Here is a 24,901-nt window from a genome sequence, read left to right as displayed (position 1 = left end):
CGACAAGCCACAACGCACCCGCAGACGGCCCACAAGAAGACTAGGCAGCCCCCTCAGCCGCCACCAACTCCGCGCACTTCTCGACGTCCTGCCCCATCTGAACCAGCAGCGCGTCCAACGTGTCGAACTTGGCCTGCCCCCGCACGAACGCCAGGAAGTCGACCGCGACATGCAGCCCGTACAGATCGAGCCCCACCCGGTCGATGGCGTACGCCTCCACCGTCCGCTCGGTCCCCTCGAACTGCGGGTTCGTCCCCACGGAGATCGCCGCCGGCATCGCCTCGCCCTGGGCGTGCAGCCACCCCGCGTACACACCGTCGGCCGGGATGGCCGTGTGCGGCAGCGTCTCGACGTTGGCCGTCGGGAAGCCCAGTTCGCGCCCGCGCTGGGCGCCCCGGACGACGACGCCCTCCACCCGGTGCGGCCGGCCGAGGATCTCCGCCGCGCCCTCGACGTCGCCCTCGGCGACCAGCCGTCGCGTCAGCGTGGAGGAGAACGGCTCGCCGCCGCCCGCCGCACCGGTCACGTACAGGTCGACGACCTCGACCTCGAAGTCGTAGGTCTTGCCCTGCGTGGCGAGGAACTCCACGTTCCCGGCGGCCTTGTGGCCGAAGCGGAAGTTGGGGCCCTCGACGACCGCCTTGGCGTGCAGCTTGTCGACCAGGACCTTGACGACGAAGTCGGCCGGGGACAGCTGCGAGAACTCGGTCGTGAAGGGGAGGATGAGCACCGCGTCCACGCCCAGGTCGGCCATGAGTTCGGCGCGGCGGTGGTGCGGGGCGAGCAGCGGCGGGTGGCTGCCGGGGCGGACGACCTCGCTGGGGTGCGGGTCGAAGGTGACGACGACGGCGGGCACACCCAGCTCCCGGGCGCGGTCCACGGCATGCCGGATGATCAGCTGGTGCCCGCGGTGCACTCCGTCGTAGGAGCCGATGGTGACGACGCTGCGCCCCCAGTCCTGGGGGATGTCCTCCAAGCCACGCCAGCGCTGCACTGTGCCTGCTCCTTGTCGAAAGCTCGTCGAACCCGTGTCCGGTCGGTTGTCCGTGATTGCCTCGTGCGCAGGTCTAAGGGTGCCATGCCGGGTGCCTCCTGCCCGCATCGGCATGGGGGCTGTGACAGGGCGCACGGCACCGTACTGCGGCCCGGCGCCCGGAAGGCCGGTCACGCGGGGACGCCCGCGCCCGCCAGGTTCTCGATCATCCGGTGGGAGCTCGGCCCGACCAGCGCCGCCCACTCCTCGGGCGCCTCGGCCAGCCAGGCGGCCGCGCGGGCGGCGAAGCCGGGCACGTGCCGGCCCAGGTCGACCAGGGCGCGGTCGAAGCGGGTGGCGCCCTCCGGGGTGCGCACGAGGAGCAGTCCGATGCGGTGGACGAGGTCGCGCAGGTCGTCGCCGGCGTTGCGGGCGGCGGCGTTCAGCAGCGCGTCCAGGACGTCGGTGTCGTGTTCCCGGGCGAGGAGCGCGTCGCGCAGTTCGCGGCGCAGCGGACGCGAGGCGGGGATGCCGGGCGGGGTGAGGACGGCGGCCAGGGCGCAGCGCAGCCGCACCGGGCCGTCCTCCAGCAGGCCCGTGATCAGCGGCAGGAGCACGGGCCGGGCGGCGGAGCCCCGGTCGAGCCGCTGGTCGGCGTACGCGGCCGTGTGCCCGGCGAGTTCCGGCCGCAGCGAGGCCGCCCGGCACACCACTGCGGCGACCCGCCGGGCCAGGCCGGGCGGGGCTGCGTCGGCCAGTGCCCGCAGGGCCTCCTCCGCGTCCGGCCGCTCCAGCCGGGCCGCGAAGGCCCCGAGGACCGGCTCGGGGTCGGTCAGGAGGGCGCCGGCGAGCGCGTCCGGTGAGAACCGCGGGTCGCCCGCCGCGAAGTGCTCCAGCGCCCGGGGGAGGTAGCGGGCCCGGGTGTGGGGGTCCTGGACGAGGAGGGCGAGGGCGCCGCCGTGCAGGGCGCGGTCGGCGGTGCGGGCGAGCAGGGTGAGGGCCGCGTAGCGCAGGAGGGCGCGGTCGCCTCCGGTGCTCACGTGCGGCGCGACGCGCAGTCCGTGCGCCACCGCGGCGCTGCGCCGCGCGGGCCGCTCGTCGCGCGCCCACCGGTCGACGGCCCGGCACACCCCCGACGGCTCCTCCTCGGCCAGCACGGCGAGCAGTTCGTCGGCCCGCGGGTGCGCACGGTCGACGAGCACGTCCGTCAGACCGTCCAGGGTGCCGTGGCGGTGGGTGTGCAGGAGCGCCTGGGCGGCCGTGGCCACGGTCGCGTGCGGGGTGGCGGGCAGCGGCTGCTCGTCGTCGAACCAGTGGGCGAGCTGCGGTTGCACGGCGGCGGGGTCGGCGGCGAGGAGTTCGGCGACGGCGTCCAGGAAGCGGGGTCCGGCCTCGCGCGGCGGCCCGTCGGCGTGGACCAGCCGCCGCAGCAGGGCCCAGCGTGCCTCCTCCGGGAGCCTGACGCCGGTCCAGAAGGCGGGCCCGAGCTCCTCCGGGACGGGCCGCTCCTGCCGCCGCCAGGCCACGATCCGGTCGGCGAGCAGCCGCAGCACCTCTGTGTACGGCGCCGCGTCGGGCAGGGCCGGCAGCGTCCCGGCGAGCAGCCGGGCGGCCCACCAGGAGCGCGGATCGGCGTCCAGGGCGTGCACCAGGTCGGCCAGGCGGGAGGTCAGGTGACCGGGGCCGTGCTGGCGGCCGGCGTACAGCAGGGCCTGGACGACCGGCCCGATGCGGTGGTGCGGCACGGGGTCGGACAGGGCATCCTCGGCGCGGTGGACGAGGGCGTGCAGGGCTTCGTCGAGGTCGAGGTGCATGCCCTGGAGCCAGTCGGCGAGCCCTTCGTGCGCGAAGCGGTAGCCGGGTCCGGCGGGCACGAGCAGGCCCTCGGCGAGCACGGCCGACGCCCAGCCGGTGCCGCCGCCGAGCCGCTCCGGGGCGGTCCCCCACGGGAACACCTCCGCGAACGCCTGCGGGTCCAGGTCCCCCGGCCCCGGTCCGAGGCTGCGCCGGGCGGCCTCGTGCACCTGCCCGGCGACCTTCGCGGCCAGGCGGCGCACGGCGGTGCCGTGCAGGCCGTCGCCGGCGGCCAGGCGCTGGGCGACCCGCAGGGACATCAGGTCGAGGTAGGCCGCGAAGACGTCGTTCCGGTCGGCCGCGGCCGGCTCGGAGTGCTCGGGGAGGGCGGCCCGGACCTCGGCGAGCAGACCGAGGGTGAGGGGGTGCCGGGCGTCGGCCGGGGCGAGGGCGTGATCGGCCAGGCCGTGGCGCCGGTACGCCTCCCGCGCCTCGCTCTCGGTGAGGTCGCCGACGGCCACGCACGGCTCCGCGGGGAGGGGCGCGGTCTCCCAGTACTCCGCCCGGCACGCCACCACCAGCCGGGCTCCCGACTCCCGCAGCCACCGCGTGGTCCCGTCCGTCCAGTCGGTCAGGCGGCGGGCCAGGGCCGGGGGCATCTCCTCGGGGCCGTCGAGCAGGAGCAGCAGCGGGCGGCCCTCGGACCGGGCGAGGTGGGCCAGGCGCTCGGGCGTGATGTCGCCCGGGCCGGCCGGGACGGAGGCGGCCACGGCGGGGGCGGCCCGGTCCAGCGCCCGGTGTGCCGCGTCGGCCACCGACGTGTCACCGTCCCGTAGTTCACTGCCGCGCAGCCAGAGCGTGGGCTGTCCGTCCCGCCGGCGCCGCGCGGCGAGCGCCGCGAGTTCCGTCGTACGACCGCTGCCCGGAGGGCCGACGAGGCCGAGCACGGCCGCCGGGCCGCGGGTGAACGCGTTGATCCCGGCAGCCACGGCCGCCCGTTCGACCGGTTGCGGGATTCCGCTGCCGCCGGGCGGGCCCTCCAGTGCCACGGAGGTGGCGGTCAGGTCCAGCACCCCGGCCGGATTGAGGTCCGCGCCGTACGCGGGAACCGTCGCCGCGTTCTCCGCGAGCACGGCGGCCAGTGGCTGTACGGCACCGGCGAGCCGGGAACGCAGCGGTACGGCGAATCCGACGTCGCTGTGATCGGAGCTGAGAGCGGTGCCCAGCACCCCCACCACGGCGCCGGTCCCGGCGTCGAGCACCGGGCCGCCGGCCGCCCCGCCGCCCGGCCGCAGCGCGTCCCGCCCTGCCGTGCCGACCGCCAGCTCCAGGGCGTCGTCGAGGCGGTGGAAGCGGTCCGTGGCCGCGTAGGTCACGGAGGCCGAGCCCAGCAGCCGTGCCTCGCGCCAGCCGTCGGCGGCGATCCGCACATAGGTGCCGGTTCTGGCTTCCTCCCGCACGGTGACGGGCAGCGGCGGCACACCGAGCCCCTCGGTCCGAACGAGGGCCAGGTCCAGTGCGGGCAGGGGGGTGACCGCGTCGGCGGACACGACCCGGCGGCGGCCCTCGGCGCCGTACAGGACGAGCCGGGGCAGGCCGTCGACGGCCTCGTGGCTGGTGATCAGCGTGCCGTGGTGGTCGGCCAGGAAGCCGGTGCCGCGGGGGCGGCCGGCCAGGTCGTGGATGCGGACGAGGGCGTCGCCGGGGACCGCCCCGGCCTCGTGCCGTGCTGGTCCGGGGAGCTCCGGGGAGCCTTGTGGGCTGTCGTCCGTCTCCCGGGACCGGTTCCGCGACGCCATCGTCGAGCCTCCCCGCCGTACAGCCGTGCCCTCGTGTTCGACGGTAGGGGCGGGATGATCAGCGGGACAGGTCGCTCAGCGAAAGCGCCCCCTTCCGCTCCCCCGGTTCACTCCGAGCGCCCGCACGGACGGGTGAAGGAACGGGGGCGGCTGGATACACCCTAGGGGTGGGGGGAACCGAGGGGGGACCGTGGAGCGGCGGCAGTGGAGGTACCCCGTGGCCGCCGCTCCACGGACGGACACCCGGCCCCCGGTTCCTCCGTCAGGCGAAGACGGCCAGGCTCTTGGCCTTGCCCCGCTGCTCCTCCACGAGCGCGAGGAAGCGGCCCTCCGGGTCGAAGACGGCGACCGGGCCGGCGCCCGCGTACGTCTCGGGCATGTCCAGCCGCACGCCGTTGGTGAGCAGCTTGGCCCGGCGGGTGTCGACGTCCCAGCGGGGGAACGCGGCCGTGGCGGCCTCGGCGATCGGCATCACGGTCAGCTCCTGCTGGAGCTGGTCGAGGGTGCGGGCCGCGTCCAGCTTGTAGGGGCCGACGCGGGTGCGGCGCAGCGCGGTGAGGTGACCGCCGACGCCCAGGCCGGCGCCCAGGTCGCGGGCGAGGGCCCGGATGTAGGTGCCGGAGGAGCAGACGACCGAGACGACCAGGTCGAGGACGGCCGTGCCGTCGTCGGCGACGGCGTCCCGGACGTCGTACACGCCGAAGGAGGAGACCGTCACGGGGCGGGCCGGGATCTCGAACTCCTCGCCCTCCCGGGCCCGCTTGTACGAGCGCACGCCGTTGATCTTGATGGCGCTGACCTTGGACGGCACCTGCATGATGTCGCCGGTCAGCGCGGCGATGCCGGCGTCGATGGCGTCACGGGTGACCTTCGAGGCGTCCGTGGAGGAGGTGATCTCCCCCTCGGCGTCGTCCGTGAGGGTGTTCTGCCCGAGCCGGATGGTGCCCAGGTACTCCTTCTCGGTCAGCGCGAGGTGGCCGAGGAGCTTGGTGGCCCTCTCGACGCCGAGGACGAGGACACCCGTCGCCATCGGGTCGAGGGTGCCGGCGTGCCCGACGCGTCGCGTTCTGGCGATGCCGCGCATCTTGGCGACGACGTCGTGCGAAGTGAAGCCCGACGGCTTGTCGACGATGACGAGGCCGTCGGGCGTGGTGTGCTTCTGGGTCATTCTGCGCTGGTGTCCGTCTCGTCGTCCTCGTCGGGCTTGCGGTACGGGTCGGCCTCGCCGGCGTACTTCGCGCCCGCGGACGCCTCGCGCACCTTCTCGTCGGACTGGCGCGCCTTGTCGAGGAGGTCCTCGATGGTGCGGGCGTTCTCCGGGAGGGCGTCCATGACGAAGGCCAGGGTCGGCGTGAACTTCACCCCGGCGGCCCGGCCCACCTCGGAGCGCAGGATGCCCTTGGCGCTCTCCAGGCCGGCGGCGGCCGCCGCGCGCTCCTCGTCGTCCCCGTACACCGTGTAGAAGACGGTCGCCTCCCTGAGGTCGCCGGTGACCCGGGTGTCCGTGATGGTGACGTGCGAGCCGAGCCGCGGATCCTTGATCCCGCGCTGCAGCTTCTGGGCCACCACCTCTCGGATGAGGTCCGCCAGCCTCTTGGCACGCGCGTTGTCGGCCACTGGTCCGTCTCCTTAAGTGCTTACTTGTTGCTTCAGTCTTCGTCGCTGTGGAGCCTGCGTCGAACCGAGAGCAGTTCGACTTCGGGCCGCCCGGCGACGAGCCGCTCACAGCGGTCCAGGACGTCGGTGAGGTGTCCCGTCTCCCCCGAGACCACCGCGAGTCCGATCTCGGCCCTGCGGTGGAGGTCCTGGTTCCCCGTCTCGGCCGCGCTCACCCCGTACTTGCGCTGGAGCTCGGCGACGATCGGACGGACCACGGAGCGTTTCTCCTTGAGCGAGCGGACGTCGCCGAGGAGCAGATCGAAGGACAGAGTCCCCACATACATGTGTGTATCCGGATGTCCCGCCGGTTCGGGGTACGGGCGCCACGCTTCGACGCCGATACGGGAACCGTACACGCAACGGCCGGGGCCGATCGACGGAATAAGTCCCGCCGATCGGCCCCGATCGTGACTCAGGTCAGACGCGCGGCTTCTCGCGCATCTCGTACGTCGCGATGACGTCGTCGACCTTGATGTCGTTGAAGTTGCCGAGGTTGATACCGCCCTCGAACCCTTCGCGGATCTCGGTGACGTCGTCCTTGAAGCGACGCAGACCCTCGATGTTGAGGCTCTCCGCGACCACCTTGCCGTCGCGGATGAGGCGCGCCTTGGTGTTGCGCTTGACCTCGCCGGAGCGGATGAGAACACCCGCGATGTTGCCCAGCTTGGACGACTTGAAGACCTCGCGGATCTCCGCCGTGCCGAGCTCGACCTCTTCGTACTCCGGCTTGAGCATGCCCTTGAGGGCCGCCTCGATCTCCTCGATCGCCTGGTAGATGACCGAGTAGTACCGGACGTCGACACCCTCGCGCTCGGCCATCTGCTGCGCACGCCCGGCGGCGCGCACGTTGAAGCCGATGACGATGGCGTCGGAGCCCATGGCCAGGTCGATGTCGGACTCCGTGACCGCACCGACACCACGGTGCAGGACGCGGATGTCGACCTCTTCGCCGACGTCCAGCTGGAGCAGCGAGGACTCCAGGGCCTCGACCGATCCGGAAGCGTCACCCTTGATGATCAGGTTCAGCTGCTGGACCTCGCCGGCCTTGAGCACCTTGTCCAGGTCCTCCAGCGACACGCGGCGCGTGCGCTTGGCGAACGCGGCGTTGCGCTCACGGGCGGCGCGCTTCTCGGCGATCTGACGGGCCGTACGGTCCTCGTCGACCACCAGGAAGTTGTCGCCCGCACCCGGGACGTTGGTCAGGCCCAGGACCTGAACCGGCGTCGAGGGACCGGCCTCGGCAACGCTGTTGCCGTTGTCGTCGTGCATGGCCCGGACGCGGCCGTACGCGTCGCCGACCACCATGGTGTCGCCGACCCGCAGGGTGCCGCGCTGGACGAGGACCGTCGACACGGCACCACGGCCGCGGTCGAGACGGGACTCGATCGAGATGCCCTGCGCGTCCTGGTTCGGGTTGGCCCGCAGGTCGAGCGAGGCGTCGGCCGTGAGGATCACGGCCTCCAGCAGGGAGTCGATGTGCAGACCCTGCTTGGCGGAGATGTCGACGAACATGGTGTCGCCGCCGTACTCCTCGGCCACGAGGCCGTACTCGGTCAGCTGACCGCGCACCTTGGTCGGGTCGGCGCCCTCGACGTCGATCTTGTTGACCGCGACGACGATCGGGACCTCGGCCGCCTTGGCGTGGTTGAGCGCCTCGACCGTCTGCGGCATGACGCCGTCGTTGGCCGCGACGACCAGGATCGCGATGTCCGTCGACCGGGCACCACGGGCACGCATGGCGGTGAACGCCTCGTGACCCGGGGTGTCGATGAAGGTGATCTTGCGCTCTTCTTCGTTGACCTCGGTCGCGACCTGGTAGGCACCGATGTGCTGGGTGATGCCGCCGGCCTCGCCCGCGATGACGTTCGTCTTGCGGATGGCGTCGAGGAGCCGGGTCTTACCGTGGTCGACGTGACCCATGACGGTGACGACGGGCGGGCGGACCATCAGGTCCTCCTCGTCGCCCTCGTCCTCGCCGAACTCGATGTCGAAGGACTCGAGGAGCTCGCGGTCCTCCTCCTCCGGGCTGACGATCTGAACCGTGTAGTTCATCTCGTCGGCGAGGAGCTGCAGCGTCTCGTCGGAGACGGACTGCGTGGCCGTGACCATCTCGCCGAGGTTCATCATGACCGCGACGAGCGACGCCGGGTTGGCGTTGATCTTCTCCGCGAAGTCGGTGAGGGAAGCACCGCGCGACAGGCGAACGGTCTCGCCGTTGCCGCGAGGCAGCATCACACCGCCGACCGACGGGGCCTGCATGGCCTCGTACTCCTGGCGCCTCTGCCGCTTCGACTTGCGGCCACGACGCGCGGGACCACCGGGACGACCGAAGGCACCCTGCGTGCCACCACGGCCACCGGGACCGCCGGGACGGCCACCGAAGCCGGGACGGCCACCGCCGCCGGGACCACCCGGACGACCGGCGAAACCGCCGCCACCGCCACCGGGACCACCCGGACGACCGGCGAAACCGCCACCGCCGCCACCGGGACGGCCGGCGAAGCCGCCGCCACCCGGACGACCGCCGCCACCACCGGGACGACCGCCGCCACCGGGACCGCGGCCGCCGGGGCCACCGCCGCCGGGACGCGGGCCGGCAGCAGGACGCTGCGGCATCATGCCGGGGTTCGGACGCGGGCCACCGGGACCGCCGCCGGGACGCGGGCCGCCGCCCTGCGGGCGGGGCATGCCGCCCGGGGTCGGACGCGCGCCGCCCGGAGCCTGCGGACGAGGACCGCCGCCGGCACCCTGGGGACGGGGGCCACCCTGGCCCTGGCCCTGCGGACGCGGGGCGCCACCGGGCGCACCGGGGCCGCCCGGACGCGGGGCGCCGCCCGGACGGGGCGTCTGCGGGCGCGCCATGCCGGTGGAGCCACCAGAGGTGAACGGGTTGTTGCCCGGACGGGGACCCGCCGGACGGGCACCGGGACGCGGGGCGCCGCCACCCGGACGCGGAGCGCCGGGACGGTCGCCACGGTCACCGCGGCCCTGGCCTCCCTGGCCGGGACCGCCCTGACGCGGAGCACCCGGACGCGGCGCCTGGCCGGCCGGACGCGGGGCGCCCGGACGCGGGCCGGAGCCCTGACCCTGGCCCTGCGAGGCGGCCGGAGCGGCGGGAGCCGCCGGGGGTGCCGTGAACTCGGGCGTGGTCGGAGCCGGGGACGCCGGGGCGGGCCGCGGCGCGGGCTTCGGGCCCGGGGTGGGACGGGGGCCGGGAGTGGCCGGCGCGGCCGGAGCCGCGGGCTTCTCTGCGGCGGCCGGCTTGGGGGCCGGCGGGCGCGGGGCGGCCGGACGGGCAGCCTGCGCGGGAGAGGGGGCGCCCGGCTTCGCCGGGGCAGCCTTGCGGGCAGGGGCGGACTTGCCGCCTCCGCTGCCCTGCTGGAGGGCGTCCGTCAGCTTGCGTACAACGGGCGCTTCGATCGTCGAAGACGCCGAACGGACGAATTCACCGAGTTCCTGGAGCTTGGCCATGACGACCTTGCTCTCGACGCCGAACTCCTTGGCGAGTTCGTAGACCCGGACCTTAGCCACTTCGCTCCTTTGAGGTCCGGGTTGCGTCCGGACCGTCGCTAGTTCATGGGCGTACTCATCGCGTACTCATCGAGTGCTCATCGCAATCTCGACCTGCTTTCGACTCGCGAGGTACCTAGCCGTACGGGGTTCCGTACGGCACGTCTTACCGTGTTGCCTGCTCGGCAACTGTCGTCTGCTCGACGTATCGACGCAACGCCTTTGTGTCGAGCGGCCCCGGGACGCGCAGTGCCCGCGGGAACGCCCGGCGGCGTACCGCCTGGTCGAGACAGACCGGTGCGGGGTGAACGTACGCACCCCGGCCGGGCAGCGTACCGCGTGGATCAGGGACGCACTCGTCCTTGATCGCTACGATCCGCAGCAGTTCGGCCTTGGCCGCTCGCTCCCGACACCCCACACAGGTGCGTTCAGGGCATGCGCGGGCGCGCGTCCGGCCAGACACTGTTAAGTCTACCTCCCCGTACGCCCCTCACCCCTTTGGGGCAGGGATCGAACAGTTCCGCGCGTGAAGCTGTCGTGATCTGAACGACGCGCGGCTTGGATCTATTCCTCGGAGCTGTTCGCGGCCGGTTCGGTGTCCGGGCGGATGTCGATCCGCCAGCCGGTCAGCCGGGCCGCGAGGCGGGCGTTCTGCCCTTCCTTGCCGATGGCCAGGGACAGCTGGTAATCGGGGACGGTCACCCGGGCCGACCGGGTCGCCATGTCCACGATCTCCACCTTGGACACCCGGGCCGGGGACAGCGCGTTCGCCACCATGTCGCCCGGGTCCTCCGACCAGTCGACGATGTCGATCTTCTCACCGTTCAGCTCGCCCATGACGTTGCGCACGCGGCCGCCCATGGGGCCGATGCAGGCGCCCTTGGCGTTCAGCCCGGAGCGGGTGGACCGTACGGCGATCTTCGTGCGGTGACCGGCCTCACGGGCGATCGCGGCGATCTCCACCGAGCCGTCGGCGATCTCCGGCACCTCCAGGGCGAAGAGCTTCTTCACCAGGTTGGGGTGCGTGCGCGACAGCGTCACGGACGGGCCGCGGACGCCCTTGGCGACCCGGACGACGTAGCTGCGCAGCCGCATGCCGTGCGGGTAGGTCTCCCCCGGCACCTGCTCCTGCACGGGCAGGATGGCCTCCAGCTTGCCGATGTCGACGAGCACGTTCTTCGGGTCGCGGCCCTGCTGGACCACGCCGGTGACGATGTCGCCCTCGCGGCCGGCGTACTCGCCGAGCGTCGCGTCGTCCTCGGCGTCGCGCAGGCGCTGCAGGATGACCTGCTTGGCCGTGGTGGCGGCGATACGGCCGAAGCCGGACGGGGTGTCGTCGAACTCGCGGGCCTCCTGGCCCTCCTCGAGGTCGTCGGGGTCCTCCTTCGCCCACACGGTCACATGGCCGGTCTCCCGGTTGAGCTCCACGCGCGCGTGGCGGCGGCTTCCCTCGGTGCGGTGGTAGGCGATGAGGAGGGCCGATTCGATCGCCTCGACCAGCAGGGAGAAGGAGATCTCCTTCTCCCGAACCAAGCCCCGCAGGGCGCTCATGTCGATGTCCACGGCTACGCCTCCTCTTCCTTCTTGTTGTCCTTGCGGCTGAACTCGACCTGGACACGCGCCCGGACGATGTCGTCGAAGGCGAGTCTGCGTGCGGTGGCCTTGCGGCCCTTCACTCCGGGCACCTCGGTGTCGACACCCTCGTCGTCGACCTTCAGGATCCTGGCGACCAGCTCGCCGCCCTCGGCCAGCTGGAACTTCACCAGCCGCTCGGTGGCGCGGACGTAGTGCCGGTGTTCCGTGAGGGGGCGCTCCGCGCCCGGGGTGCCCACTTCGAGGGTGTACTCGCCCTCACCCATCGCGTCCGTCTCGTCGAGCTTCGCCGAGAGCACGCGGCTCACATCGGCGATCTGGTCCAGGTCGGCGCCCGTGTCCGAGTCGACGACGACGCGCAGCACACGCTTGCGTCCTACGGAGTCCACTTCGATCTCTTCGAGGTCCAGGCCCTGAGACGTGACGAGCGGCTCCAGCAGTCCTCGCAGCCTCTCGCTCTGGGTGGTGCTCATCCGGGTGACTCCTCGGCCGCGTGTGCTGTTGTGGGATGGGTCGCGTGTCTGGTCAAAGGGTATCCGGTCGCGGGGAGTGTTGCCGTCCACCCGGTCACGAACGGTGCCGCTGAGTGATGCGGGGCGGGGGCCCGGGTACCGTGATCACGGGCGTGCAGCCCTCGCAGTCCCTTCTTTCTCGAATGTTTCTCGAAACGAGCCCCGAGGACGTCTGACGTGCCGTTCCCCCCATCGCCGCGTGCCCGCTCGGGGCCGCGCAGAAGGAGTCTGCTCGCCGTCGGCCCGGCGGCTCTCGCCCTGGCGGGCTGCACCGGCGGGGATTCCGGCCGCCCGGCCGGGGACGGCCAGCCGGCCGCCGACCGGGCGCGCGCTCGTGCGGCCCGGGACAGCGAGGCGCTGGCGGAGCGCTACGACGCGGTGATCGCCGCCCGGCCGGGGCTCGCGGGCCGGTTGGGGCCGCTGCGCGAGGAGGTCGTACGGCACGCGCGGGCCCTCGGCGGTGGCCGGAAAGCATCGCCCTCGGCGTCCCCTGCGGCATCGGTGTCCTCTTCGGCCTCGCCCTCACCGTCCGCGGCGGTGCCGGACAACGACAAGGACGCCCTTGCCGGGCTCGCCACGGCGGAGAAGGAGCTCGCCGACCGGCGGGCCAAGGCCCTGGGCGGGGTGCCGGGTGAGCTGGCGCGACTGCTGGCGTCGGTGGCGGCGGCCGGAGCGGTGCACGTGTATCTGCTGACGGAGGGGGACGCGTGAGCGAGGAGAAGGACCGGGAGCTGCGGGCCCTGCAGGCCGCGCTGGCGGCCGAGCACGCGGCGGTGTACGGCTACGGCGTCGTCGGCGGGAGGATCGCTGACGGCCGCCGCACCGAGGCGGTCACGGCGTACGACGCGCACCGGGCACGCCGGGATGCGCTGGTGCGTGAGGTGAAGGACCTGGGGGGCCGGCCGGTGGCCGCGTCCGCCGGTTACGCGCTGCCGTTCCAGGTGCCGGACTCGCCGGCGGCCGTGCGGCTCGCCGCCGAGCTGGAGGACCGGGTGGCCGGGGTGTACGCCGACCTGGTGCGCGCCGCGGGCGGCGGGCGGCGGGCCCTGGCCGCGGAGGCGCTGCGGGAGGCGGCGGTACGGGCGGTGCGCTGGCGCGGCGAGAGCGTAGCCTTCCCTGGGCTCGCGGAGCGGGCCGGCACGGCTCCGCCCTCGGCGGCGCCGACGGCGTGACCCGCGCGGGGCACGCACCGAGGACGGCACGAAGGGAACGACTCGCTCATGGTTTTCGAACCGCCGAAGCGCCTGGTCAGGGCGCTCGGTGAGACGGCACCGGACGGTGACGACTGGCTGGAGGAGCTGCCCGGGGCGGCGCAGCGGGCCGTCGCGCTACGCGAGTTGACCGTGGAGCGGGTGCAGGTGCCCGGCGGGCGCAGCAGCCTAGTCGTGCTGGTGCGGGCCGCGGACGGGACGCCGGCCGTGCTCAAGCTGGCGCCGGGCCGGGCCCGCCCGGAGGCGGAGCGGGCCGCGCTGGCGCACTGGGCCGGGCGGGGTGCGGTGCAGTTGCTGGAGCCCTTCTCCGCGGAAGGGGTCCTGCTGCTGGAGCGGCTGCATCCGGACGTGTCGGTGCGGTCGCTGCCGGAGGCGAAGGCGCTGCTGGAGGCGGCGGGGACGCTGCGGCGGCTGTGGGTGGAGCCGCCCGCCGGGTTCCCCTTCGAGACCGTGGCCGAGCGGACCGGGCGGCAGTCGGAGGCGATGCGGGCGCGCGCGCAGGCCGCTCCCGAGGTGGCGCCCCTGGTCGACGTGGCGCTCGCGGCGCGCGAGGAGCTGCTGGCCGCGCCGCCCGAACACCGGCTGCTGCACGGCACGTTCCGGCAGAGCAAGGTGCTCGCCGGGGAGCGGATGCCGTGGCTGGCCGTGGGGCCCGACCCGGTGGTCGGCGAGTGCGCCTTCGATCTGGCCCGGCTGGTCCGGGACCGGGTGGAGGACCTGATCGCCCAGCCGTCCGGCGCGGCCACGACCCGGCGCCGGGTGAAGCGGCTCGCCGAGTCCCTGGACGTGGACCAGGAGCGGCTGCGGGGCTGGACGCTGTTCCGGGCCGTGGAGTCGGGCGTGCGGGCGGGGCGGGTCGGACGCCCGCGCGACGCGGAGCTGCTGCTGGAGTTCGCGAGCTGGCTGTAGGGCGCGGCGCCCGCGTGCCGCGCCCCAGGGCCGCCGGCCCGGACCGGCCGCGGGGACCGGGCGTACTGATTTCGGCCAGTCCGCCCGGTCCCGTCGGTGCTACGCCGTGAGGCGGGCGACGGCCTCCTCGACCGTCAGTTCCTCGCGCTCGCCGGTGCGGCGGTCCTTCAGTTCCACCACGCCGTCGGCCGCGCGCCGGCCGGCCACTAGGATCTGCGGTACGCCGATCAGCTCGGAGTCCGTGAACTTGACGCCCGGGGAGACGCCGGGGCGGTCGTCGACCAGGACGCGGACACCGGCGGCGGCCAGCTTCTGGGAGATGTCCAGGGCCAGTTCGGTCTGGAGGGCCTTGCCGGCGGCGACCACGTGGACGTCGGCCGGGGCGACCTCGGCGGGCCAGCACAGGCCCTTGTCGTCGGCGCTCTGCTCGGCCAGGGCGGCGACCGCGCGGGAGACGCCGATGCCGTAGGAGCCCATGGTGACGCGGACCGGCTTGCCGTTCTGGCCGAGGACGTCGAGCTTGAGGGCGTCGGCGTACTTGCGGCCCAGCTGGAAGATGTGGCCGATCTCGATGGCGCGGTCGAGGACGAGGCCGGTGCCGCACTTCGGGCAGGGGTCGCCCTCCTGCACGACCACGACGTCGACGTACTCGCCGACCTCGAAGTCGCGGCCCGCGACGACGTTCTTCGTGTGCGTGCCGGCCTTGTTCGCGCCGGTGATCCAGGCCGTGCCGGGTGCCACGCGCGGGTCGGCGATGTACGTGACCTTCTCCAGGCCGCGCGGTCCGACGTAACCGCGGACCAGGTCGGGGCGGGCCGCGAAGTCCGTTTCGGTGACCAGCTCGACGGCGGCCGGGGCGAAGTGCGCCTCGACCTTGTCCATGTCGACCTCGCGGTCCCCGGGGACGCCCACGGCGACGATCTCGCCGTCGACCTTCACGAGGAGGTTCTTCAGCGTGGCCGAGGCCGGGACGCCGAGGGAGGCGGCGAGGGTCTCGATGGTCGGGGTGTCGGGGGTCGGGATGTCCTCGGCGGCCGGCACGTCCGAGCCGTCGACGGGCTTCAATTCGTACGTGATCGCCTCGGTGTTGGCGGCGAAGTCGCAGTTGGGGCAGTCGGCGAAGGTGTCCTCGCCGGCCTCGGCCGGGGCCAGGAACTCCTCGGACTTGGAGCCGCCCATGGCACCGGCCGTCGCGGCGCAGATGCGGTAGTCGAGGCCGAGGCGCGCGAAGATCTTCTGGTAGGCCTCGCGGTGCAGGGCGTAGGACTTCGCCAGGCCCTCGTCCTCGGTGTCGAAGGAGTAGGAGTCCTTCATGAGGAACTCGCGGCCGCGCAGGATGCCGGCGCGGGGGCGGGCCTCGTCGCGGTACTTGTTCTGGATCTGGTAGAGGATGACCGGCAGGTCCTTGTAGGAGGACGCCTGGTCCTTCACCAGGAGGGTGAAGATCTCCTCGTGGGTGGGGCCGAGGAGATAGTCGCCGCCCCGGCGGTCCTGGAGGCGGAACAGCTCGGGGCCGTACTCCTCCCAGCGGCCGGTGGCCTCGTAGGGCTCGCGCGGGAGGATGGCGGGGAGCAGGACCTCCTGGGCGCCGACGGCGTCCATCTCCTCACGGACGATCCGCTCGACGTTGGCCAGCACCTTCTTGCCGAGGGGCAGCCAGCTCCAGATGCCGGCGGCGGTGCGGCGGACGTAGCCGGCGCGGACGAGGAGCTTGTGGCTGAGGACCTCGGCGTCCGCCGGGTCGTCGCGCAACGTCTTCGCCAACAACTGGGACATGCGCTGGACCGGTGCGTTCGCCATGGTTTCTCTGCTCCTGCTGCTGGGGGTCCCCCCGCTCGAGCGGAGCCGAGAGTGGGGGAAGGTGATGGCAGGAGGTTATCCGGGGGGTGCGCGGCGGTGGAAATCGGTTAACGACGCCGGAGCGGGAGCGGGGCTCCCATCACCGCGTACGGCTTCGGGGCGCTCGGGAAGAGGACCTGGCGGGCCAGGTCCTGGTAGCCGAGGGAGCGGTAGAGGGCGCGGGCGGGGCTGTCGGTGTCGATCGCGGAGAGGATCGAGCGGGGTTCGGCGGCGGCGTCGGTGATCGTGGTGATCAGGGAGCGTCCGAGGCCGCGGTTCTGGTACGCGGGGTGGACGTGCAGTTCGGTGATCACGAAGGAGTCGTCGAGCCAGTGGTCGTTGCTCAGGGCGCGGAGGTAGGGCTCGACGACGGTGGACCACCAGTGGGTGCGGTCGTTGGGCATGCCGTAGACGAAGCCGACGAGGTGGCCGTCGGCTGTGGCGCCGAGAGCGCGGGCCCCCGGGTACGTCATGTGGCGCAGGACGATCTGGCGTCGGACGGCTACCTCGTCCGGGCCTAGGCCGAAGGCCACGGCTTGGACGGCCAGCGCCTCGTCTACGTGGGCGGAGAGGTCGAGTGGGCCGATCACCAGGTCCATGGCGGGGAGCCTACAGGGGCGGATTCGGTTGGCGTACGGGTGCGGGCCGCATGGGGTTGCTCGCGCCCAGGCGGCGGAGCCGGACATCGGACACAGACCCGCGCCCCTGAGGGCACTTCAGAACAGGACGCTCATGAAAGCTCCCACTTCCTGGAAGCCCACCCGCTGATAGGCCCTCCTGGCCGCCGTGTTGAAGTCGTTGACGTAGAGGCTGACCACGGGGGCGACATCGGCCAGGGCGTAGCGCAGCACGGCCGCCATGCCGGGGGCCGCCAGGCCGGTGCCCCGGTACTCGGGGGCCACCCACACGCCCTGGATCTGGCAGGCGCGGTCCGTCGCGGCGCCGATCTCGGCCTTGAAGACGACCTTGCCGTCCGCGTCGAAGCGGGCGAAGGCACGGCCGGAGCCGACGAGTTCGGCGACGCGGGCCTGGTAGAGCAGTCCGCCGTCGCCGGCCAGCGGGGAGACGCCGACCTCCTCGGTGAACATCGCGACGCACGCCGGCATGATCGTCTCCATCTCGTCCTTGCGGACGCGACGGACGTAGGGGTCCGGGGTGATGTCGGCCGAGAGGCGGTCGGTGACCATGAGCGGCTGGTGCCGGCGGACCTCGCGGGCCGGGCCCCACTGGGGTTCCAGCAGCCGCCACAGGTCGGAGGTGGCGCCGGAGGGGCCGACGATGGAGGAGCAGCGGCGGCCGGCCCGGCGGGCACGGTCGGCGAAGGCGCGGACGGCGCGCGGGCCGGCGCAGATCGGGACCAGGTTGGCGCCGGCGTAGCAGAGGGAGGTGAGTATGCCGTCCTCGTACCAGCCCCACATCTCGCCGCCGAGCCGCCACGGGTCGAGTCCGGCGACCTGCACGCGGGACGTCACGAAGGCGTTCGCGACCGGCTCGCGGTCGAGGACGGCGAGCGCCGCATCCAGGTCGCTCGGTTCGAGGACCCGTGAGGTGGTCTGCGTCAACACGTGCGGGCCTCACGAACTGGGGTTGCTGGTCTCCGCACTATAGCTGCGCTGCTGGTGCCGGCGCCTGGGAGCTCCGGGGGGACGGTTCGGCGGCGTGTGCGGGTCCGATGTGGCTGGGCGCGCAGTTCCCCGCGCCCCTGAAAAGACGGGGCGCCGGGAAACCGCCGATTCCGGGGGCTCAGCCCGCGACCGCCACCGACGGCTCACCCGAGGTCACGCCGTCCTTCTCCATCTGCTCGGCCAGCTTCATGGCCTCTTCGATGAGGGTCTCCACGATCTTGGACTCGGGGACGGTCTTGATGACCTCGCCCTTGACGAAGATCTGGCCCTTGCCGTTGCCCGAGGCGACGCCGAGGTCGGCCTCGCGGGCCTCGCCGGGGCCGTTCACGACGCAGCCCATGACGGCGACGCGGAGCGGGACCTCCATGCCGGTGAGGCCGGCGGTGACCTCTTCGGCCAGCTTGTAGACGTCGACCTGGGCGCGGCCGCAGGACGGGCAGGAGACGATCTCCAGGCCGCGCTCCTTGAGGTTCAGCGATTCCAGGATCTGGATGCCGACCTTGACCTCCTCGGCGGGGGGCGCCGAGAGCGAGACGCGGATCGTGTCGCCGATGCCCTGCGAGAGCAGCGCGCCGAAGGCGACGGCCGACTTGATCGTGCCCTGGAAGGCCGGGCCCGCCTCGGTGACGCCGAGGTGCAGCGGGTAGTCGCACTGGGCGGCGAGCTGCTTGTAGGCCTCGATCATGACGACCGGGTCGTTGTGCTTGACGGAGATCTTGATGTCGCGGAAGTCGTGCTCCTCGAAGAGGGACGCCTCCCACAGGGCCGACTCGACCAGGGCCTCGGGGGTCGCCTTGCCGTACTTCTGGAGCAGGCGGCGGTCGAGGGAGCCCGCGTTGACGCCGATGCGGATCGGGGTGCCGTGGTCCCGGGCCGCCTTGGCGATCTCCTTGACCTTGTCGTCGAACTGCTTGATGTTGCCGGGGTTGACGCGGACGGCCGCGCAGCCCGCCTCGATCGCGGCGAAGACGTACTTCGGCTGGAAGTGGATGTCCGCGATGACCGGGATCTGCGACTTGCGGGCGATGGTCGCGAGGGCATCGGCGTCGTCCTGCGTGGGGCAGGCGACCCGGACGATCTGGCAGCCGGACGCGGTCAGTTCGGCGATCTGCTGGAGGGTCGCGCCGATGTCGGAGGTGCGCGTCGTGGTCATCGACTGCACCGAGACAGGGGCGTCTCCGCCGACGGCCACGGATCCGACCTGGATCTGGCGGCTCTTCCGGCGCTCGGCGAGCTTGGTCGGAACGGACGGCATGCCGAGAGAAATCGCAGTCATCTGCTGTGCAACCCCAAGTCGTGGATCAAGGTCCGGTCCCGTGAGCAGCGGGCTCCGAGCTTCGAGATTACGGCACATGCCTCGGGACGGGCACATCCCACCCGCGTTGCCACTCCATGGGAGGCGGCCCGGCGGAAAGCATGCCGGGCCGCCACGAACGCCGTATGACTAGGAGATTCTCACCGGGTTAACCACGTCGGCGATCAGGACCAGGATGGTGAAGCAGATGAAGATCCCGGCGACGACGTAGGCGACCGGCATGAGCTTCGCCACGTCGAAGGGGCCCGGGTCCGGCCGGCGCAGTACCTTGGCCGTGTTGCGGCGCAGCGACTCCCACAGGGCGCCCGCGATGTGACCGCCGTCGAGCGGCAGCAGCGGGAGCATGTTGAACAGGAACAGGGAGAGGTTGAAGCCCGCGACCAGCATGAGGGCCATGGCCAGCTGCTGGGTGGGCGGGATGTCGAGGGTGAAGATCTCACCGCCGACGCGGGCGGCGCCGACCACGCCCATCGGGGAGTCGGCCTCGCGCGGTGCGCCGTCGAAGGCCGCGTTCCACAGCGCCGGGACCTTGCCCGGCAGGGCGGCGAGGGAGTCGACGGCCTCGCCGATGCGGTCGCCCATCCAGGTCACGGAGTCGCCGAAGTCCTGCTTGACCACGCCCGTGGCGGCGCTGAAGCCGAGGAAGCCCGCCTGGACGTACTGGCCCTCGACGATCTGGCCGGAGGAGTCCTTCTTGGCGACCTGGTTCGTGGCGATCTTCGCGTTCAGGGTGAGGGCCTTGCCGTCCCGCTCGACGACGATCGGCACCTCCTTGCCGGGCGTGGCGCGGATGAGGTCGGACAGCTTGTTCCAGTCGTCGGTCTTCACACCGTTGAAGGAGACGATCTTGTCGCCCGCCTTGAGGCCGGCAGCGGCGGCGGGGGCGGCCGGGTCGCCCTTCTCGCACTTGTCGCGGTTCTCGTTCTGCGCGATGACGCACTGGGAGACCGAGCTGACCGTGGTGGTCTGCTGGGTGATGCCGAAGCCCATCAGGACGGTGAGGAACAGCGCCACCGCGAGGACCAGGTTCATGAAGGGGCCCGCGAACATCACGATCACGCGCTTCCAGGGCGCGCGCGTGTAGAACATGCGGTTCTCGTCGCCCGGCTTGAGCTCCTCGTAGGCGGCCGTGCGGGCGTCCTCGATCATGCCGCGCCAGGGGGAGGTGGAGCGGGCTTCCATCCGGCCGTCGGGGCCGGGCGGGAACATGCCGATCATGCGGATGTAGCCGCCGAAGGGGATGGCCTTGATGCCGTACTCCGTCTCGCCCTTGTTGCGCGAGAAGAGGGTGGGGCCGAAGCCGACCATGTACTGCGGCACGCGGATGCCGAAGAGCTTGGCGGTGGACAGGTGCCCCAGCTCGTGCCACGCGATCGAGAACAGCAGGCCGACCGCGAAGAGGAGTATGCCGAGGATGAACATCAGGGTCGTCATGCACGGGCCTCCGCCGTCTGTGCCGCCAGTTGCCGGGCCCGGGTCCGCGCCCAGGTCTCCGCTTCGAGGACGTCCGACACGGTGAGCGAGGTTCCCGTACGCGGGGTGCCGTGCTCCTCGACGACCCTCGTCACGGTGTCCATGATCCCGTTGAAGGGCAGCGCGCCCTGGCGGAACGCCTCCACGCACTCCTCGTTGGCCGCATTGAACACCGCCGGGGCGGTGCCCGCGAGCTCTCCCACGTGCCGGGCGAGGTTCACCGAGGGGAAGGCCTCGGTGTCGAGCGGGAAGAACTCCCAGGTCGAGGCCTTGCTCCAGTCGAAGGTGGGCGCCGCGTCGGGCACGCGCTCGGGCCAGCCGAGGCCGATGGCGATGGGCCCGCGCATGTCGGGCGGGGTCGCCTGGGCCAGTGTCGATCCATCCGTGAACTCAACCATCGAGTGGACATACGACTGGGGATGCACGACCACCTCAATGCGGTCGAAGGGAATGTCGTAGAGGAGGTGCGCCTCGATGACCTCCAGGCCCTTGTTGACGAGGGTCGCGGAGTTGATCGTGATGACCGGGCCCATGGCCCAGGTGGGGTGTGCGAGGGCGTCCTCGACGGTGACGCCCGCGAGCTCGGCCTTGGTACGGCCGCGGAAGGGCCCGCCCGAGGCGGTGACGACCAGCTTGCGGACATCGGCGCGGGTGCCGGCGGCCAGGGCCTGGAAGAGGGCGGCGTGCTCGGAGTCGACCGGGATGATCTGCCCGGGCTTGGCGAGGGCCTTGACCAGCGGGCCGCCGACGATGAGCGACTCCTTGTTGGCGAGCGCGAGGGTACGGCCCGCCTCCAGGGCGGCCAGGGTCGGGGCGAGTCCGATGGAGCCGGTGATGCCGTTCAGGACGGTGTGGCAGTCGGAGGCCGCGAGCTGTGTGGCGGCGTCCGGGCCGGTGAGGAGCTCGGGGAGCGGCTCGCTCGTGCCGTACTGCGCGGTGAGCGCCTCGCGCAGGGCGGGGACGACGTCCTCGCGGGCCACCGCGACCGTGCGCACGCGCAGCCGGTACGCCTGCTCGGCGAGGAGTGCGACCCGGCCGCCGTTGGCGGACAGGCCGGTGACCCGGAACCGGTCGGGGTTGCGCAGCACGAGGTCGATGGCCTGGGTGCCGATGGACCCGGTGGAGCCGAGGATCACCACGTCCTTCGGGCCACTTCCCGCTACGGGGTCGTAGACGAGGTGGGGATCGGCGAGGGGGGCTGGACTGTCGCTCATTCCTCCATTGTTGCCGTAAGGCCGGGGTGTGAGGACAGCGCATCCCCCTCCTGGGGGCGCGCGCCATAACGGTGCACGCCCCCAGGAGGGCCGGGTCTACCTGATCGGCCGGTGGACGTTCTCCCGCTGCGAGGGTCCCGGTGTCGCGTCCGCGATCCAGGGGCCGTCGCCCGACGGGTCGACGATGCCCTGCTCCAGCCATTCGTACGTGCCGGACAGGACGCCCTTGACGACCTTGCGGTCGAGGTCGTCGGTGTTGGTCCACAGGCGGGTGAAGAGCTCTTCGACGCGGATCCTGGACTGGCGGCAGAAGACGTCGGCGAGCTGGTAGGCCTCGCGGCCGTGGTCGCCCTGGCTGCGCAGGAGTTCGGCCCGGACGCAGGACGCGCTCATGGCGAACAGCTCGGCGCCGATGTCGACGATCCGGCCGAGGAAGCCCTGCTTGGACTCCATGCGGCCCTGCCAGCGGGACATGGCGTAGAAGGTGGAGCGGGCGAGCTTGCGGGCGGTGCGCTCGACGTAGCGCAGGTGCCCGGAGAGATCCACCTCGTGCTTGAACTCGCCGTAGGAGGCCGGGAGCTGGCCGGGCCCTGCGACCAGCTTCGGCAGCCACTTGGCGTAGAAGACGCCCGCGTTCGCGCCCGCCCGGGCCTTGTCGCCGAGGGACTTCTCGGGGTCGATGAGGTCGCCGGCGACCGAGAGGTGGGCGTCGACGGCCTCGCGCGCGATCAGCAGGTGCATGATCTCGGTGGAGCCCTCGAAGATGCGGTTGATGCGCAGGTCGCGCAGGAGCTGCTCGGCGGGGACGCCGCGCTCGCCGCGGGCCCTCAGGGACTCGGCCGTCTCGAAGCCGCGGCCCCCGCGGATCTGGACGAGCTCGTCGGCCATCGTCCAGGCCATCTCGGAGGCGTAGAGCTTGGCGAGGGCGCCTTCGATGCGGATGTCGTTGCGGTCCTCGTCGGCCATCTGCGAGGCCAGGTCCGTCACGGCCTCCAGGGCGAAGGTGGTGGCCGCGATGAAGGAGATCTTGGAGCCGACCGCCTCGTGGTGCGCGACGGGCTTGCCCCACTGCTCGCGGGCCGCCGTCCACTCGCGGGCGATCTTCAGGCACCACTTGCCGGCCGCGACGCAGGAGGCGGGCAGGGAGAGCCGCCCGGTGTTGAGCGTGGTCAGGGCGATCTTCAGACCCTGGCCCTCCTCGCCGACGCGGTTGGCGGCGGGGACACGGACCTGGTGGAAGCGGGTGACGCCGTTCTCGATGCCGCGCAGGCCCATGAAGGCGTTGCGGTTCTCGACGGTGACGCCCGGCGCGTTCGTCTCCACGACGAAGGCGGTGATGCCGCCGCGGTGGCCCTCGCTCTTCGGCACCCGGGCCATGACGACCAGCAGATCGGCGACGACGCCGTTGGTGGTCCACAGCTTCACGCCGTCGAGGACGTAGTCGTCGCCGTCGGGGATCGCGGTGGTGGCGAGGCGCGCCGGGTCGGAGCCGACGTCGGGCTCGGTGAGCAGGAAGGCGCTGATGTCCGTGCGGGCGCAGCGCGGCAGGAAGCGCTCGCGCTGCTCCTGCGTGCCGAACAGCTTCAGCGGCTGGGGCACGCCGATCGACTGGTGCGCGGAGAGCAGCACGCCGATCGCGGGGCTGGCGGAGCCGGCCAGGGTGAGGGCCTTGTTGTAGTAGACCTGCCCGAGGCCGAGCCCGCCGTACTTGGTGTCGATCTTCATGCCGAAGGCGCCGAGTTCCTTCAGCCCGTCGATCACGTCGTCGGGGATCCGGGCCTCGCGCTCGATGAGGGCCCCGTCGACCTTCGTCTCGACGAAGTCGCGGAGCTTGGCGAGAAACTCCTCGCCGCGCTGGGCCGCCTCGTCGTCCGGGAGGGGTGGGGGTGGATGAGGTCGAGCCGGAAGCGGCCGAGGAACAGCTCCTTGGCGAAGCTGGGCTTGCGCCAGTGCTGTTCCCGGGCGGCCTCCGCCACCTCACGGGCCTCCCGCTCGGTGACGGCGGGACGGGAAGAAGGGGTGGTGGAAGCGGACATGAGGGGCACCTCGCCGCAACTAGAAGATGGAGGACCGTTTCGTTACCGACCAGTGCTACTGGATCGTTGGTACCCGAATCCGGACGCTCCCACCAGTCCTCGCGCGTCCGTTCAGCCGAAGGGGGGCGCAGCGCCCCCGCCACTTGTCGCGCGCCTGACGACGGTGTTGCATCGAGGTGCCGTCCCGGTGGCCGCTCCGGGCTCTGAGAGCGCTCCGGGAAATCCGTGTCGAAGCGCTTCGATAACCTATGGACACCCACTCCTGCTGGGGCTACTGTCGAACCACCCTCACCCACCCTAATCAGCTACGCGCACTGTCGAAGCGCTTCACAAGAGCTTGGAGAGCTGGATGGTCACCCTTGCCGAGGTCGCCCAGCACGCCGGAGTCTCGGCGAGCACGGTGAGCTATGTCCTCAGCGGCAAGCGGTCCATCTCCGCGAACACCCGGCAGCGGGTCGAGCGGAGCATCCGCGAGCTCGGGTACCACCCGAACGCCGGGGCCCGCGCCCTGGCCAGCAGCAAGTCGAACATCATCGCCCTGATGGTCCCGCTGCGCACGGACATGTACGTGCCCGTGATGATGGAGATCGCCATCGCCGTGGCGACCTCCGCCCGCGCCCACGGGTACGACGTGCTGCTGCTCACCGGCGAGGAGGGCCCCGACGCCGTGCGCCGCGTGGCGGGCAGCGGGATCGCCGACGGGATGATCCTGATGGACGTCGAACTCGACGACGAGCGGCTACCGTTGCTGCGGGAGACGGACCAGCCGTCCGTGCTGATCGGACTGCCCGCCGACACCTCGGGCCTGACCTGCGTCGATCTGGACTTCCGGGCGACGGGCGCACTGTGCGTGGAGCACCTGGCCAAGCAGGGGCACCAGGACATCGCCGTCATCGGGGAGGCCCCGGCCGTCTACGAGCGGCACACCGGCTTCGCCGAACGCACCCTGGAAGGGCTCAGGTCCCGTTCCCGGGAGCTGGGGGTGCGGTTGCTGCACCGGCCGTGCGAGGGCGGGTACGACGCGATGGCGGTGACCCTCGCCCGGATCCTCGACGAGCGCCCGGGCACCTCGGGGCTCATCGTGCAGAACGAGTCGGCGGTGGAGCCGCTGCTCGCGCTGCTGCGACAGCAGGGCCGGGCCGTGCCGGAGGACGTGTCGGTGGTCGCGATCTGCCCGGACCAGGTCGCGATGCAGGCCTCGGTGCGGCTCACGTCGGTGGCCATCCCCGCGCAGGAGATGGGGCGGCACGCCGTGGACCACCTGGTGGCCAAGCTCGACGGGCGAGGCAGCGACGAGGTCGTGCTGATCGCGCCCGAGCTGACGGTCCGGGGAAGCACGGGGCCGGCGCCGAGCCGGTCGTAGGCACCCCCCGTCCGTACGCCCCCTTCGAACACCGCCTTCCTCTCGGGGCACCCCCATGTCCGCGTACCTCTGTCTG

19 protein-coding genes and 1 pseudogene are annotated in these 24,901 nt (G+C 72.4%); 4 read left to right on the top strand and 16 right to left on the bottom strand.

Features of this window, described 5'->3' with window-relative positions; genetic code table 11:
- Positions 1-40 precede the first annotated feature (40 nt).
- The 9 genes from RFN52_RS29415 to rimP form a co-directional block, all read right to left on the bottom strand.
- Entirely contained in the window at positions 41-994 is a 954-nt protein-coding gene (locus RFN52_RS29415) for a bifunctional riboflavin kinase/FAD synthetase (protein ID WP_184850574.1), read from the bottom strand.
- Positions 995-1,164: 170 nt separating this feature from the next.
- Positions 1,165-4,566, bottom strand: coding sequence for a trypsin-like peptidase domain-containing protein (locus RFN52_RS29410; RefSeq protein WP_184850572.1), 3,402 nt, complete (start codon positions 4,564-4,566; stop codon positions 1,165-1,167).
- 262 nt (positions 4,567-4,828) lie between these two features.
- Positions 4,829-5,734, bottom strand: coding sequence for a tRNA pseudouridine(55) synthase TruB (truB, locus tag RFN52_RS29405; RefSeq protein WP_184850570.1), 906 nt, complete (start codon positions 5,732-5,734; stop codon positions 4,829-4,831).
- Positions 5,731-6,183, bottom strand: a complete 453-nt coding sequence (gene rbfA / locus RFN52_RS29400; protein WP_184850568.1) for a 30S ribosome-binding factor RbfA — start codon at positions 6,181-6,183, stop codon at positions 5,731-5,733. Before rbfA ends, truB begins: the two co-directional genes overlap by 4 nt.
- Before the next feature lie 32 nt (positions 6,184-6,215).
- Positions 6,216-6,509, bottom strand: coding sequence for a DUF503 domain-containing protein (locus RFN52_RS29395; RefSeq protein WP_184850566.1), 294 nt, complete (start codon positions 6,507-6,509; stop codon positions 6,216-6,218).
- Positions 6,510-6,642: 133 nt separating this feature from the next.
- On the bottom strand, positions 6,643-9,756 hold the full coding sequence (infB, locus tag RFN52_RS29390; protein ID WP_184850564.1) for a translation initiation factor IF-2: 3,114 nt from the start codon (positions 9,754-9,756) through the stop codon (positions 6,643-6,645).
- Between the two features lie 145 nt (positions 9,757-9,901).
- Positions 9,902-10,198, bottom strand: a complete 297-nt coding sequence (locus RFN52_RS29385; protein WP_078625620.1) for a YlxR family protein — start codon at positions 10,196-10,198, stop codon at positions 9,902-9,904.
- Positions 10,199-10,299: 101 nt separating this feature from the next.
- Positions 10,300-11,298, bottom strand: a complete 999-nt coding sequence (gene nusA / locus RFN52_RS29380; protein WP_184850562.1) for a transcription termination factor NusA — start codon at positions 11,296-11,298, stop codon at positions 10,300-10,302.
- 2 nt (positions 11,299-11,300) lie between these two features.
- Positions 11,301-11,801 carry a ribosome maturation factor RimP gene (gene rimP / locus RFN52_RS29375; RefSeq protein WP_184850560.1) on the bottom strand — a complete coding sequence of 167 codons (501 nt, stop codon included), beginning with the start codon at positions 11,799-11,801 and terminating at the stop codon, positions 11,301-11,303.
- Positions 11,802-12,017: 216 nt separating this feature from the next.
- Between rimP and RFN52_RS29370 the strand changes: the two genes are divergently transcribed.
- From RFN52_RS29370 to RFN52_RS29360, 3 genes are read left to right on the top strand one after another with little or no spacing between them, the layout of a single operon-like run.
- Positions 12,018-12,551, top strand: coding sequence for a hypothetical protein (locus RFN52_RS29370; RefSeq protein WP_184850558.1), 534 nt, complete (start codon positions 12,018-12,020; stop codon positions 12,549-12,551).
- On the top strand, positions 12,548-13,012 hold the full coding sequence (locus RFN52_RS29365) for a ferritin-like domain-containing protein (protein WP_184850556.1): 465 nt from the start codon (positions 12,548-12,550) through the stop codon (positions 13,010-13,012). Before RFN52_RS29370 ends, RFN52_RS29365 begins: the two co-directional genes overlap by 4 nt.
- 48 nt (positions 13,013-13,060) lie before the next feature.
- A complete protein-coding gene (locus tag RFN52_RS29360; protein ID WP_184850554.1) occupies positions 13,061-13,960 on the top strand; it encodes an aminoglycoside phosphotransferase family protein in 900 nt (299 codons plus the stop codon).
- 99 nt (positions 13,961-14,059) lie between these two features.
- Here RFN52_RS29360 and RFN52_RS29355 read toward each other — a convergent pair whose 3' ends face one another.
- The 7 genes and pseudogenes from RFN52_RS29355 to RFN52_RS29325 all read right to left on the bottom strand — a co-directional run bounded on the left by RFN52_RS29355 (position 14,060) and on the right by RFN52_RS29325 (position 23,462).
- Positions 14,060-15,760, bottom strand: a complete 1,701-nt coding sequence (locus RFN52_RS29355) for a proline--tRNA ligase (RefSeq protein ID WP_184850552.1) — start codon at positions 15,758-15,760, stop codon at positions 14,060-14,062.
- Between the two features lie 107 nt (positions 15,761-15,867).
- Complete coding sequence (locus RFN52_RS29350; RefSeq protein ID WP_184850550.1) at positions 15,868-16,398, bottom strand: GNAT family N-acetyltransferase; 531 nt, start codon at positions 16,396-16,398, stop codon at positions 15,868-15,870.
- A gap of 117 nt (positions 16,399-16,515) precedes the next feature.
- The gene (locus tag RFN52_RS29345; protein WP_184850548.1) at positions 16,516-17,364 is read right to left on the bottom strand and encodes a GNAT family N-acetyltransferase; all 849 of its coding nucleotides are present in this window, start codon (positions 17,362-17,364) and stop codon (positions 16,516-16,518) included.
- Between the two features lie 178 nt (positions 17,365-17,542).
- Positions 17,543-18,700: a flavodoxin-dependent (E)-4-hydroxy-3-methylbut-2-enyl-diphosphate synthase gene (gene ispG, locus RFN52_RS29340; protein ID WP_030853172.1), complete on the bottom strand. Its 1,158-nt coding sequence runs from the start codon at positions 18,698-18,700 to the stop codon at positions 17,543-17,545.
- Positions 18,701-18,868: 168 nt separating this feature from the next.
- Positions 18,869-20,173, bottom strand: coding sequence for a M50 family metallopeptidase (locus RFN52_RS29335; RefSeq protein WP_506005314.1), 1,305 nt, complete (start codon positions 20,171-20,173; stop codon positions 18,869-18,871).
- Positions 20,170-21,426, bottom strand: coding sequence for a 1-deoxy-D-xylulose-5-phosphate reductoisomerase (gene dxr, locus RFN52_RS29330; RefSeq protein ID WP_184850545.1), 1,257 nt, complete (start codon positions 21,424-21,426; stop codon positions 20,170-20,172). The genes RFN52_RS29335 and dxr overlap by 4 nt, the downstream gene beginning before the upstream one ends.
- Before the next feature lie 96 nt (positions 21,427-21,522).
- Positions 21,523-23,462 (bottom strand): annotated as a pseudogene (locus RFN52_RS29325) (acyl-CoA dehydrogenase family protein).
- Between the two features lie 349 nt (positions 23,463-23,811).
- On the opposite strand from RFN52_RS29325, the gene RFN52_RS29320 reads away from it, so the two are divergent.
- Positions 23,812-24,825 (top strand): LacI family DNA-binding transcriptional regulator, encoded by a 1,014-nt coding sequence (locus RFN52_RS29320; RefSeq protein ID WP_184850541.1) that lies wholly within the window; start codon positions 23,812-23,814, stop codon positions 24,823-24,825.
- The last annotated feature ends 76 nt before the right edge of the window (positions 24,826-24,901 follow it).

This window comes from Streptomyces collinus, from assembly GCF_031348265.1.
Classification (GTDB): Bacteria; Actinomycetota; Actinomycetes; order Streptomycetales; family Streptomycetaceae; genus Streptomyces; species Streptomyces collinus.
Note: the sequence above shows the minus strand (reverse complement) of the source record. Positions and strands in the feature narration are given on the sequence as shown.